The sequence below is a fragment of the Paucibacter sp. DJ2R-2 genome, from assembly GCF_025717675.1.
In the GTDB taxonomy this organism is placed as follows: Bacteria; Pseudomonadota; Gammaproteobacteria; order Burkholderiales; family Burkholderiaceae_C; genus Paucibacter_A.
On sequence record NZ_JAJIRT010000007.1, the window covers coordinates 18,878 to 31,075 of the forward strand.

The following is a 12,198-nucleotide window of genomic DNA, read 5'->3' on the forward strand; positions in this document are numbered from 1 at the left end:
CATCGCACGACTCACCGTGCCCTGCGCCCAGCCATGATTGACGACCGATGTGGCGACTTTTTCGCCCACATCGGCACCATGAACTCGCTGTTGACCCGACCAGGCCCGATCCGATGAGCTCCCGCCCGTTCAATTTTTCCGCCGGCCCGGCCGCCTTGCCCGAAGCTGTGCTGCAGCAAGTGGCCGGCGAGATGCTGGACTGGCACGGCTCCGGCATGAGCGTGATGGAGATGAGCCATCGCGGCCGCGAGTTCACCGAAATCGCCGAGGCTGCCGAACGTGACCTGCGCGAGTTGCTGCAAGTCCCCAGCCATTTCCGAATCTTGTTCATGCAGGGCGGCGGCCTGGCAGAAAACGCCATCGTGCCCATGAATCTGGCGGGTCGCCAGGGTCTGGGCAAGGTGGATGTGGTGATCAGCGGCTCCTGGTCCAAGAAAAGCGCCCAGGAAGCACGGCGTTATGCCGATGTGCAGATTGCCGCCGACAGCGGCCCAGGCGGCTACCGCAGCCTGTCTTCGCCCAGCAACTGGCAGCTGCGCCGCGATGCGGCCTATGTGCACATTTGTTCCAACGAGACGATTGACGGGCTGGAGTTCCACGAGCTGCCCGATCTGCGTGCGCTCGGCAGCGAGGCGCCGCTGGTGGTCGATTGCTCCTCCCATGTGCTTTCGCGCGCCATCGACTGGTCGCGCGTGGGCCTGGCCTTTGCCGGTGCGCAGAAGAACATCGGCCCGGCCGGCCTGACCCTGGTATTCGTGCGCGAGGATCTGCTGGGTCACGCCATGGCCATCTGCCCCTCGGCCTTCGATTACAAGACCGTGGCTGAGGCCAAGTCCATGTACAACACGCCGCCAACTTTTGGCATCTATGTGGCCGGCCTGGTGTTTCAGTGGCTCAAGGATTTCCGGCGCGGCGATCTCAACGGCGTGGCCGCCATCGAACAGCGCAATATCGAGAAGGCGGCCCTGCTCTACGCAGCGCTCGATGCCTCTTCGGTGTTTGAAAACCGCGTGGCGGCCGCCTGCCGCTCGCGCATGAATGTCCCGTTTTACTTGCGCGGCGCGTACGACACGCCGCAGCTGAACGAATCCTTCCTGAACGGTGCGAAGGCGCGAAACCTGCTGCAACTCAAAGGCCACAAGTCTGTGGGCGGCATGCGGGCATCGATCTACAACGCCATGCCCCTGGAGGGCGTGCAAGCCCTGGTGGCATACCTGAAGGATTTCGAGGCTCAATATGGCTGATACGGACGGCAGCACCCCGCTGCCCGAACTGGGAACACTGCGTCAACAGATCGACGCACTGGACCAGCAACTGCTGGACCTGTTGAACCGCCGCGCCCATGTGGCCGAGCAGGTCGGCGAGGTCAAGCGCCGCGAGGGTTCGCCCTTTTTCCGCCCCGACCGCGTGGCGCAGGTGATCGAGAAGATCCGACAAGCCAACCGCGGTCCACTGAAGGACGAACACGTCAGCGCCATCTGGCGTGAAATCATGTCGGCCTGCTTGGCCCTGGAGTCGCCACAGCGTGTGGCCGTGCTGGGCCCCTTTGGCACCTTCTGTGAGCAAGCGGCCATCGAGTATTTCGGTGGTGCGGCCGACCTGATTTACTGCAACAGCTTCGACGAAGTCTTCCATGCCACCGCCTCGGGCAGCGCTCAATATGGCGTGGTCGGCGTGGAGAACATGACCGAAGGCGTTGTCACCCGCTCGCTGGACCTGTTCCTGCACACCCCCACCCACGTGGTCGGCGAAGTCAGCTTGCTGATCCGCCACAACCTGCTGCGCAAGGACAACAGCCTGCAGGACATCGAGGCCGTGCTGGCCCACCCGCAAGCCCTGGCCCAATGCCAGAACTGGCTGAACAAGCACCTGCCGAACGCCGAGCGCCGCGCCGTCTCGAGTAACGCCGAGGGTGCTCGCCTCGCGGCTGCCAACCCGGCTTATGCCGCCATCGCCAGCGAGCGCGCCTCCACCCTGTTTGGCCTGCACATCGTGGCGCACGCAGTGCAGGACGAGGCCTACAACCGCACCCGCTTTGCCGTCATCACCCTGCCGCAGACCATGGCCATGCCACCGGCCACCGGCCGCGACTGCACCAGCCTGATCGTGTCTGTGCCCAACCGGCCGGGCGCCATGCACGACCTGCTGGTGCCGCTGAAGACCCACGGCGTGTCAATGACGCGCCTGGAATCACGCCCGGCCCGCACCGGTCAGTGGGACTATTACTTCTACATCGACCTGGACGGCCACCCGTCCGAACCCCATGTGGAGGCCGCACTGGCCGAGCTTCGTGAATCCTGCGCCTTCTTCAAGGTCATCGGCGCCTACCCCTTGAAAGCCTGAGGGAGCCAGCACCCATGTTCAACCAACTCGGCGTGATCGGTTGCGGCCTGATGGGCGGCTCGTTTGCCCTGGCCATGAAAAAAGCCGGCCTGGTCAAGCATGTGGTGGGCTACAGCAAATCGCCCTCCACCACCGAAATGGCTAAGCGCCTTGGCGTGATAGACCAGGTGGCCGAGTCGGCTCTGTTGGCCGTCTCGGGCGCCGACATCGTGCTACTGGCCGTGCCAGTCTCGGCCACCGAAACCACACTCAAGGCCATCCGCCATCTGATCAGCCCCAAGGTCTTGCTGATGGATGTGGGATCGACCAAATGCGATGTGGTCAGCGCCGCGCAGCAGGCCCTGGGCAAGCACATTGACTCCTTTGTGCCGGCCCACCCGATCACCGGCAAGGAATCGGGCGGCGTGCAGAACGCCGACGCCAACCTGTACCAAGACTGCCAGGTCATCCTGACCCCCCTGCCCCAGACCCGACCGGCCCTGGTGCAAAAAGCCACCGATGTCTGGTCGGCCCTGGGCGCACAGGTGCTCAAGATGACGCCGCAGAACCACGACGCGGCCTTTGCCGCCGTCAGCCATCTGCCGCATCTGCTGGCATTCGCCTTTTTCCAGTCGGTGGCAGCCCAACCGGCCGGCCGCGACTACCTCAGCCTGGCTGGCCCAGGCTTCCGTGATTTCACCCGCATCGCCGCCAGCGAACCCACGGTCTGGCGCGACATCCTCATGGCCAACAAGGCCGAGGTGCTGGTGCAGTCGCAGCGCTTCCGTCAGGCGCTCGACGCGCTGGAAGCACTGCTCAAGAATGACGACGCCGCCGCGCTGGAGGCCCGCATCCGCCTGATTTCGGATGCCCGCAGCCAGTGGCAATTGGCCGCGCCGCGCCCTCCTAAGTAATCGGCTGGCCCGCGTCGCGGGCGGCCCCACCGCTTTTCTCGTCCGTCCGCCATGTACAAGATCCCTTTCCTCGACCTGCCGCCGCTGCGCAGCGCAGCGGGCACCGTGCGCCTGCCCGGCTCCAAGAGCATTTCCAACCGCGTGCTGCTGCTCGCCGGTCTGTCCGAGGGCACGACCGAAGTCCACGACCTGCTGGACAGCGACGACACCGCCGTCATGCTCGATTCGCTCAAGGCCCTGGGTTGCCGGCTGGAGACCTCGGACCACGGCGTGCTGCAGGTCACCGGCATCGGTGGCCAGTTGAAGGTCGACGCCGCCCAGCTCTTCCTCGGCAATGCCGGCACGGCCATGCGGCCGCTTACGGCCGCCCTGGCCCTGCTGGCCGCCACCCAAGGCGGCAGCTTCGAGCTGAGCGGCGTGGCGCGCATGCACGAGCGCCCGATCGGCGACCTGGTCGTTGCCCTGCGCGCGCGCGGCTGCCAGATCGACTGCCTGGGCCAGGAAGGCTACCCGCCGCTGCGCCTGAGCGGGCCTTCGGCCCTGGACTTCAGCGCCCCGGTGCAGGTGCGCGGCGATGTCTCCAGCCAGTTCCTGACCGCCCTGCTGCTGGCCCTGCCCCTGGTGGCACAGCAGCAGCCCATCGTCATCGAAGTGCTGGGCGAGCTGATCTCCAAGCCCTACATCCACATCACCCTGGAATTGCTCAAGCGCTTTGGCATCGCGGTCGAGCGCGAGGGCTGGCAGCGATTCACGATTCCCGCCGGCAGCCGCTACCGCTCGCCCGGCGCGGTTCATGTCGAGGGCGACGCGTCCTCGGCCTCCTATTTCGTGGCCCTGGGCGCGCTCGCCGCCACCGAAGCACCGTTGCGCATCGAAGGCGTGGGCAGTGCCTCGCTGCAAGGCGATGTGCGCTTTGTTGAAGCTGCGCAAGCCATGGGCGCACGGGTCGAGGCCGGCCCCAACTGGCTGGAGGTTCGCCGTGGCAGTTGGCCGCTGCGCGGCATCGAGCTCGATTGCAATCACATCCCCGACGCGGCCATGACCTTGGCCGTGATGGCGCTCTACGCCGACTCGCCGACCACCCTGCGCAATATCGCCAGCTGGCGGGTCAAGGAAACCGACCGCATCGCCGCCATGGCCACCGAGCTGCGCAAGCTGGGCGCCACAGTCGAAGAAGGCCCCGACTGGCTGCGCGTGCACCCGCTGCAGAGCTGGCAGGCCGCCGCCATCCACACCTACGACGACCACCGCGTGGCCATGTGTTTCTCGCTGGCGGCATTCAATGGCCTGGTGGCGGGCAAGACCACGCCCTCGGTGCCGGTGCGCATTCTTGAGCCGCACTGTGTGGCCAAGACTTTTCCGGACTATTTCGAAGCCCTGTTCAGCGTCGCCAAGGCACGCAGCAAGGACATCCCGGTCATCTGCATCGATGGCCCCACCGCCTCAGGCAAGGGCACGCTGGCCGATGAAGTGGCGCAGGCCCTGGGCTATGTGGTGCTTGACTCCGGCATGCTTTACCGCGCCAGCGGCCTGGCCGCCCAGCGGGCCGGCGCGGATCTGGACGATGGCCAGACCGTGGCGGCCATCGCCGCGCGCCTGGACCTGCATTTCAGCCGCGGCCGCGTGCTGCTGGGCGACGACGACATCACCGACGCCCTGCGCCTGGAAACCACCGGTCTGCTCGCCTCCAAGGTGGCGGCGCATTCCGAGGTGCGCCACGCCCTGCATCAGCTGCAGCTGGATTACCGCCGTCTGCCCGGCCTGGTGGCCGATGGCCGCGACATGGGCACGGCCATCTTCCCCGACGCGCCGCTCAAGGTTTTCCTCACCGCCAGCGCCGCCACACGGGCCGAGCGGCGCTACAAGCAATTGATTTCCAAGGGAATTTCGGCTAGTATCGCGGGCTTGCGTCAAGATTTGGAGGCGCGTGACTTGCAGGACAAATCCCGCAAGGCATCGCCTCTGAGTGCTGCCGCAGATGCGCGCGAGCTCGACAACTCGGCCCTGTCCATTGAGCAATCAAAGGATCTGGTGCTGGCTTGGTGGGCCCAAGCGGGGCCGTTTTCAGACCAGCGTTGATCTGCAAGCGACTCAATTCCAAGCCGGACCGGTCTTCCCTTCCGAACGTCAGTTCATCGAGACCGGTCTTGTCCACAACCTAACCCGCGAAGCCGCAAGGCCCAGCACCCATCGTCCGCTGGTCAAACGCCTTGACCCGCCGGCACAGGAAACACCATGTCCCAAACCCAAACCGCAGCCTTCGCTCCCGACTCTTTTGCCGCCATGTTCGAGGAGTCGCTGCAGCGCTCCGACCTGCGCGCCGGTGAAGTCATCTCGGCCGAAGTCGTGCGCGTTGAGCACAGCTTTGTGGTTGTGAACGCAGGCCTGAAGTCCGAAGCCTACGTGCCAATCGAAGAATTCAAGAACGACCAGGGCGAGCTGGAAGTTCAAATCGGCGACTTCGTTTCCGTGGCGATCGACGCCATCGAAAACGGCTACGGCGACACCATCCTGTCGCGCGACAAGGCCAAGCGTCTGGCCTCGTGGCTGTCGCTGGAAACCGCACTGGAGTCGGGCGACTTCGTGACCGGTACCGTGTCGGGCAAGGTCAAGGGCGGCCTGACCGTTCTGGTCAACGGCATCCGCGCCTTCCTGCCGGGTTCCCTGCTGGACACACGTCCGGTCAAGGACATGAGCCCGTACGAAGGCAAGACCATGGAGTTCAAGGTCATCAAGCTGGACCGCAAGCGCAACAACGTCGTGTTGTCGCGCCGTGCTGTGGTCGAAGCTTCGATGGGCGAAGAGCGCGCCAAGCTGCTGGAAACGCTGGCCGAAGGCGCCATCGTTCAAGGCGTGGTCAAGAACATCACCGAATACGGTGCCTTCGTGGACCTGGGCGGTATCGACGGCCTGCTGCACATCACCGACATGGCATGGCGCCGTGTCCGTCACCCGAGCGAAGTGGTCACCGTCGGTCAGGAACTGACCGCCAAGATCCTGAAGTTCGATGCTGAGAAGAACCGCGTTTCGCTGGGTCTGAAGCAGCTGGGCGACGATCCGTGGTTCGGCGTTGCTCGCCGCTACCCGACCAGCACCCGCCTGTTCGGCAAGATCACCAACATCGCTGACTACGGCGCGTTCGTTGAAATCGAGCCGGGCATCGAAGGTCTGGTGCACGTGTCCGAAATGGACTGGACCAACAAGAACATTGCTCCTTCGAAGCTGGTCACCCTGGGTGACGAAGTCGAAGTCATGGTCCTGGAAATCGACGAAGACAAGCGTCGCATCTCCCTGGGCATGAAGCAGTGCAAGGCCAATCCTTGGGAAGATTTCGCTGAAACCGTCAAGCGCGGCGACCGCGTCAAGGGTCCGGTCAAGTCGATCACCGATTTCGGCGTGTTCGTGGGCCTGGCCCAAGGCATCGACGGTCTGGTGCACCTGTCCGACCTGTCGTGGAACGAAACCGGCGAAGCTGCTGTGCGCAACTTCAAGAAGGGCCAGGAAGTCGAAGCCCTGGTGCTGGCCGTGGACGTCGAGCGCGAGCGTATCTCCCTGGGCATCAAGCAGCTGGACAGCGACCCGTTCACGACCTACACCACGGTCAATGACCGCGGCATGATCGTGACCGGCAAGGTCAAGACTGTGGACGCCCGTGGCGCCGAGATCGAGCTGGCCGACGAAGTGCTGGGCTATCTGCGCGCTTCCGAAATCAGCCGCGACCGCGTCGAAGACGCACGCAATGTGCTGAAGGAAGGCGACGAAGTCTCCGCTCTGATCGTCAATGTGGATCGCAAGACCCGCAACATCCAGCTGTCGGTCAAGGCCAAGGACAACGCCGACAACCAGGAAGCCATGCAGCGCCTGTCGGCCACGTCTGAGCGTGAAAACGCCGGCACGACCAGCCTGGGTGCCCTGCTGCGCGCCAAGCTGGACAACCAGGGCTGAGCGAGCACACAAACTCCGGAAGGAGTTTGTGGCTAGCGAAGGCCAAGTCGCGATACCAGCGACTTGGCTGAGACCGCAAAGCCTCAATGCCCAAAAGGCCCGCCTCCGCAAGGAGCGCGGGCCTTTTTTATGAGAACCCCTGAGCCCACTGGACCAAGCATCCCATGACCCGATCCGACCTCGTTGCACTGCTGGCCGACCGCTTTGGCCAGCTGACACAGCGCGACACCGAGTTCGCCGTCAAGACCATCCTGGACGCCATGTCCGACGCCCTGGCGCGCGGCCACCGCATCGAGATCCGCGGCTTCGGCAGCTTCCAGGTCAACCGCCGCCCGCCGCGCATGGGTCGCAACCCACGCAGCGGCGAACAGGTGCTGATCCCCGAGAAGCTGGTGCCGCACTTCAAGCCCGGCAAGGCCTTGCGCGAGGCCGTCGATGCCAACAGCACGGCCGAAGCCGACTACGACGCGGCGGCTGGCCGCTGAACTGAGCGCGGCGCCACACAGCCTGCGTTTCTGCGGCGTTTGCCCCTCGGCCACACCGTAGAATCGCGGCTCCATGCGAATCCTTGTCTGGCTCCTGCGGGCCTTCCTCTTCTTCACGCTTTTCGCCTTCGCGCTGAACAACAGCCAGGAGGGTGTGGTGCGCTGGTTCTTCGGCCACGAATGGCGTGCACCCCTGGTCATCATCGTGCTGCTGGCCTTTGGACTCGGCTGCGCGGTCGGCGTGCTGGCCATGGTGCCGGCCTGGTGGAAGCACCGCCGCGTGGCCAAGCGCATCGCCCCCACGGCCGACGGCAACCCAGCACCCGGCACAGCCCCCAACGACCCCTTGAACGGCCCTGCCCTGCACGATGGAATTTGAATTTCGCTGGCTGCTTCTGGTCCTGCCGATCGCCTTCGCCTTGGGGTGGCTGGCGTCCAAGCTGGACACCCGCCAGTGGAAGCGCGAGCAGCGCGATGCCCCCAAGGCCTACTTCAAAGGCCTGAACCTCTTGCTGAACGAGCAGCAGGACAAGGCCATCGACGCCTTCATCGAGGCGGTCCAGAACGACCCCGACACCACCGAACTGCATTTCGCGCTGGGCAATCTGTTCCGTCGCCGCGGCGAGTACGAGCGTGCCGTGCGCGTGCACCAGCATCTGTTGCAGCGCGGCGACCTGCCCCGCTCCGAACGCGAACGCGCCCAATCGGCCCTGGCACAGGATTTCTTCAAGGCCGGCCTGTTCGACCGTGCCGAAGCCGCCTACCTTGAGCTGCGCGGCACGCCTTACGAGAACGAGGCACAGCTGGCTTTGCTGTCGCTGTTCGAGCGTTCGCGCGACTGGCGCCGCGCGGTCGAGGTGGCCCGCGAGTTGGAGCGCAGCGGCACGGCTTCCTTCTCTGCCCGCATCGCTCACTACCTTTGCGAGTTGGCCCTGGCCGCACAAGCCCGACAGGCGCTTGACGAGGCCACAGGTCTGCTCGACGAGGCACGGAAGCAGTCGCCACAATCGGCGCGCGCCCATGTCTTGCGCGGCCAGATGCTGGCCCGCGCCGGCCAGCAAGAAGCCGCGATGGCCGCCTATGCCGAGTTGCTGACACTCAACCCCGAGGCCTTCAACCTGGTCGCACGCGACTACGCCGATGCGGCCCTGGCTCAGGGGCAGCCCGAGGCACGCGCCCGCGCCCTGTCCACGCTGAGCGCTCAGTACCAGCGCTCGCCGGGCATGCACTTGCTGGCAGCCATCGCCAAGCTGGAGCCTGAAGGCCCGGCTCAGCGGCAGCGCCTGCAGGAACACCTGCGCGAACAAGGCAATCTCTCGGCCGCGCGCGGCCTGCTGCAGCAGTCACACAGCCAGCTCAGCGAGGACGAAGTCCAGCTCGTCAACACCGCGCTGGAGCGCGCCGCCCGCCCCTTGCAGCGCTACCGCTGTGCCGCCTGCGGCTTTGAAGCCCAGCACTACTTCTGGCAATGCCCGGGCTGTCTCAATTGGGACACCTACCCGCCACGCCACGTGGAAGAGCTGTGACGGCCGCAATCAACCCACACGCACAAGGAAACCAGACTCGAATGCGCCACATCCTGTGCATGAAATGGGGCACCAAGTACGGCCCCGAATACGTCAACCGGCTCTATGCCATGGTGCGGCGCCACCTCAAGGGCGAGTTCAACTTCGTCTGCCTGACGGACCGCAGCGAAGGCATTCGCGCCGAAGTGCAGTGCCTGCCCATCCCCGAGCTGACCCTGCCTAACGGCGAGCCCGAGCGCGGCTGGAAGAAGCTGACCACCTTTGAAGCCGATCTGCACGGACTCAAAGGCACGGCCCTGTTCCTGGACCTCGATGTGGTGATCGTCGACGACATCACGCCCTTCTTCGAAGTGCCTGGCGAGTTCCTGATCATTCATGACTGGAAGCGCCCCTGGCGCATCACCGGCAATTCCTCGGTCTACCGTTTCGAGCTGGGCGCGCATGCCGATGTGCTGCAACAGTTCCGCGAGAACCAGGCGCAAGCCAAGGCCGATTTCCGCAATGAGCAGGCGTATCTGACCGCAGTGCTGCACAAGCAGGGCAAGGTCAGCTACTGGGACGCCAGCTGGTGCGCCAGCTACAAGTACCACTGCATTCCGGCCTGGCCGAGCAGTTACTGGCGCGAGCCCTTCATTCCCAAGCATGCGCGCATCCTGATCTTCCATGGCGTGATGAACCCGCCCGATGCACTGGAAGGCCGCACCAATGGCAACTGGCGGCATGCCCGGCCAGCGCCCTGGATCGCGGACCATTGGTGCGAGTGAGCCGCCGCTAGCAGACGACCTACCCACACCCTGGCCCCAAGCCAGCTCCAAGCGAAGCTCTATGCCCATGACCACGACGAATTCGCCTTGGCTCAGCATCCTCATCCCCGTCTACAACGTCGCGCCCTACCTGAAGGCCTGCGTGGAATCGATCCTGAGTCAAGACACGCAGGGCGTCGAAGTCTTGCTCCTCGACGATGTTTCGACCGATGAATCCCCGGCCCTGATGCAGGCACTCCAGGCCGCTTCACCGGGCCGTTTGCAACTGCTCAAGCACGAACGCAATGGCGGCCTCAGTGCGGCGCGCAACAGCTTGCTGCAGGCGGCACATGGCCGCTACATCTGGTTCGTCGATTCCGATGATCTGTTGATGCCGGGTGCGATCGACAGCTTGCGCCGCATCGTCGGCAGGCACGAGCCGGACTTGGTGCTTTGCGATTTCCGCACCGTGCGCGAACCCATGAAGCTGAAGCACAAGCTGCGCGGCGAGCTGCATCGGCGCACCTTTGCCGGTCCGGCTGAGCAACTGAGCGAAGACAAGAACGCGCTGCTGAATGGGATCTTCGCGCTCGGCCATCTGCACAGCTGGAGCAAGATTGCTCGGCGTCATCTCTGGGGCGACGACCTGCGTTTCCCTGCGGGCCATTTCTTCGAGGACATGGCCACCACGCCCGAGTTGGCCATGCGCGCAAAGAATTTCTACTACGTTCCCGAGGTCTGGCTGGGTTACCGCCAGCGCAGCGGCAGCATCCTGGCCAGCATGAACTTCAAGAAGGTCGATGACATGCTGCTGGCACTACAAGGCCTGGGTCAGCGCCTGCGCGCTCAAAAAGCCGTGTATTCGGCAGACACGCAGTTCACCGCCGCCTTCTATGTCGCCAAGGCATTCATCTGCGCCGGTCGCTTTGCTGCCAAGCATGCTGAACCCGAGCGTCTGCCCGACTACCTGCGCGCATTCCAGCAATGCTCACCGCTGAGCCCGCAGGAACTGATGTCAGCCTACCTGGCACGCGGCTGGTGCCTGCGCGCTTTGCGTTTTCGCTACTGGTGGCGCCGCAGCCTGAGCCAAGCCTGAGCCCTCACAGGCTGCGGAGAATTTGCTCGTAGCGCGCCCGCATCAGCGGTAAACCATGCTCCTGAACGGCTCGCTGCCGGGCCGCGCTGGCCAGGCCCTGAGCGAAATCAGGCTCGGCCAGCAAGCGCTGCAGGGCGTCGGCCAGGGCTGAGGCATCGCCTTCAGGTACCAGCAAGCCATTGCGCTCCGGCTCGATCACACCTTGCACGCCTGGCACCGCCGATGCCACACAAGCACAGCCCGCCGCCATCCCTTCCACCAAGGCCAGAGGCATGCCCTCGTAGTGGGTGGCCAGCACGCAAATCGCATGCCCCATCAGCAGCTGTGGCATCGCCGCATGGTGGCCCAGAAACTGCACCTGGCCCTGCAAGCCCAGGCGAACAACTTCCGCCTCTGCCTCGCGCCGGTAGGAGTCCTTCCCTGCGCCTGCAAAAAACAAAGGCGGGCGCAGGCCGCGACCCTTGAGCTCGGCCAAGGCCCGGATCAAGCTCAGATGGTCTTTCTGGCGCGAGAAGCGTGCCGACATGACGATGCCAGGGACTCGCGAGACCAAGGGCAGCACCTGCTCCGCAGGGAAACGATCCAGATCGATCCCATTGGGAACCGCCTGAATCAAGCCAGCGCTGAACCCACGGGCGATCAGACTCTCACGCACCCCTTCTGAAACCGCAATGACGCGCGCCGTTCGCGCCTCCAGGCGGTGGGCGCGCCACAAGGACCAAACTCCGTAGCGTTCACGACTGTTGTGCTCCACTTGGACCAGCCGGGCCACACCGGCCCAGACGCCGGCCTGACGCCCGAGCAAATGCTCGGGGAAGCCATGGGCCACCAGCACATCGGGTCGCCAAGCCCGGCACAGACGCCACAACGCCCATAGCGTGGCCAGATGCGACCAACCGGGCAGCACTTCGACCTGCAAGCCACGCGCACGCAAGGCCTGCACCCGCGCCGCATCGGTCGTGCGTTTGCGCCGCAGCACCAACAAGGTCTGCATGCCCTGCTGCTGTGCGCCCGCCAGAGCCAGGTCTACCGCCACCTGAGTGGCGCCCGAAAAGCCCCCGGTCACAAAGTGAAGAATGCGCTGCTCGGATCGGGCTGTGGTGGATGCGGAACGGGGGCGGTCTGTCATGGTCAGCAGTATAGGAACAGCGGCGACAATCCCGCTCC

General features: G+C 64.8%; 11 protein-coding genes. 10 read left to right on the top strand and 1 reads right to left on the bottom strand.

Features of this window, described 5'->3' with window-relative positions; genetic code table 11:
* Positions 1-113 precede the first annotated feature (113 nt).
* The 10 genes from serC to LNV28_RS16450 all read left to right on the top strand — a co-directional run bounded on the left by serC (position 114) and on the right by LNV28_RS16450 (position 11,031).
* Positions 114-1,244 (top strand): 3-phosphoserine/phosphohydroxythreonine transaminase, encoded by a 1,131-nt coding sequence (gene serC / locus LNV28_RS16405; protein WP_263517415.1) that lies wholly within the window; start codon positions 114-116, stop codon positions 1,242-1,244.
* A complete protein-coding gene (gene pheA, locus LNV28_RS16410) occupies positions 1,237-2,343 on the top strand; it encodes a prephenate dehydratase (protein ID WP_263517416.1) in 1,107 nt (368 codons plus the stop codon). Before serC ends, pheA begins: the two co-directional genes overlap by 8 nt.
* A 14-nt stretch (positions 2,344-2,357) precedes the next feature.
* On the top strand, positions 2,358-3,236 hold the full coding sequence (locus LNV28_RS16415; protein WP_102770223.1) for a prephenate dehydrogenase: 879 nt from the start codon (positions 2,358-2,360) through the stop codon (positions 3,234-3,236).
* Between the two features lie 51 nt (positions 3,237-3,287).
* Positions 3,288-5,315: a bifunctional 3-phosphoshikimate 1-carboxyvinyltransferase/cytidylate kinase gene (locus tag LNV28_RS16420; protein ID WP_263517417.1), complete on the top strand. Its 2,028-nt coding sequence runs from the start codon at positions 3,288-3,290 to the stop codon at positions 5,313-5,315.
* 156 nt (positions 5,316-5,471) lie between these two features.
* Entirely contained in the window at positions 5,472-7,181 is a 1,710-nt protein-coding gene (gene rpsA / locus LNV28_RS16425; protein ID WP_263517418.1) for a 30S ribosomal protein S1, read from the top strand.
* Between the two features lie 164 nt (positions 7,182-7,345).
* Positions 7,346-7,666 carry an integration host factor subunit beta gene (locus LNV28_RS16430; protein WP_263517419.1) on the top strand — a complete coding sequence of 107 codons (321 nt, stop codon included), beginning with the start codon at positions 7,346-7,348 and terminating at the stop codon, positions 7,664-7,666.
* Between the two features lie 73 nt (positions 7,667-7,739).
* Positions 7,740-8,045: a LapA family protein gene (locus LNV28_RS16435; protein WP_263517420.1), complete on the top strand. Its 306-nt coding sequence runs from the start codon at positions 7,740-7,742 to the stop codon at positions 8,043-8,045.
* Complete coding sequence (gene lapB / locus LNV28_RS16440) at positions 8,035-9,192, top strand: lipopolysaccharide assembly protein LapB (RefSeq protein WP_263517421.1); 1,158 nt, start codon at positions 8,035-8,037, stop codon at positions 9,190-9,192. Before LNV28_RS16435 ends, lapB begins: the two co-directional genes overlap by 11 nt.
* 41 nt (positions 9,193-9,233) lie before the next feature.
* Positions 9,234-9,956: a glycosyltransferase gene (locus LNV28_RS16445; RefSeq protein WP_263517422.1), complete on the top strand. Its 723-nt coding sequence runs from the start codon at positions 9,234-9,236 to the stop codon at positions 9,954-9,956.
* Positions 9,957-10,023: 67 nt separating this feature from the next.
* On the top strand, positions 10,024-11,031 hold the full coding sequence (locus LNV28_RS16450) for a glycosyltransferase family 2 protein (RefSeq protein ID WP_263517423.1): 1,008 nt from the start codon (positions 10,024-10,026) through the stop codon (positions 11,029-11,031).
* 4 nt (positions 11,032-11,035) lie between these two features.
* Here the strand turns inward: LNV28_RS16450 and LNV28_RS16455 are convergent, their stop codons facing one another.
* Positions 11,036-12,160, bottom strand: a complete 1,125-nt coding sequence (locus LNV28_RS16455) for a glycosyltransferase family 4 protein (RefSeq protein ID WP_263517424.1) — start codon at positions 12,158-12,160, stop codon at positions 11,036-11,038.
* Between the last annotated feature and the right edge of the window lie 38 nt (positions 12,161-12,198).

Bases quoted from the DNA above. Each gene is read 5' to 3' on its own strand.
- pheA (WP_263517416.1), top strand. From the start codon at position 1,237: ATGGCTGATACGGACGGCAGCACCCCGCTGCCCGAACTGGGAACACTG.
- LNV28_RS16420 (WP_263517417.1), top strand. From the start codon at position 3,288: ATGTACAAGATCCCTTTCCTCGACCTGCCGCCGCTGCGCAGCGCAGCG.
- lapB (WP_263517421.1), top strand. From the start codon at position 8,035: ATGGAATTTGAATTTCGCTGGCTGCTTCTGGTCCTGCCGATCGCCTTC.
- LNV28_RS16415 (WP_102770223.1), top strand. From the start codon at position 2,358: ATGTTCAACCAACTCGGCGTGATCGGTTGCGGCCTGATGGGCGGCTCG.
- LNV28_RS16435 (WP_263517420.1), top strand. From the start codon at position 7,740: ATGCGAATCCTTGTCTGGCTCCTGCGGGCCTTCCTCTTCTTCACGCTT.
- LNV28_RS16450 (WP_263517423.1), top strand. From the start codon at position 10,024: ATGACCACGACGAATTCGCCTTGGCTCAGCATCCTCATCCCCGTCTAC.
- LNV28_RS16430 (WP_263517419.1), top strand. From the start codon at position 7,346: ATGACCCGATCCGACCTCGTTGCACTGCTGGCCGACCGCTTTGGCCAG.
- LNV28_RS16455 (WP_263517424.1), bottom strand. From the start codon at position 12,160: ATGACAGACCGCCCCCGTTCCGCATCCACCACAGCCCGATCCGAGCAG.
- rpsA (WP_263517418.1), top strand. From the start codon at position 5,472: ATGTCCCAAACCCAAACCGCAGCCTTCGCTCCCGACTCTTTTGCCGCC.
- LNV28_RS16445 (WP_263517422.1), top strand. From the start codon at position 9,234: ATGCGCCACATCCTGTGCATGAAATGGGGCACCAAGTACGGCCCCGAA.
- serC (WP_263517415.1), top strand. From the start codon at position 114: ATGAGCTCCCGCCCGTTCAATTTTTCCGCCGGCCCGGCCGCCTTGCCC.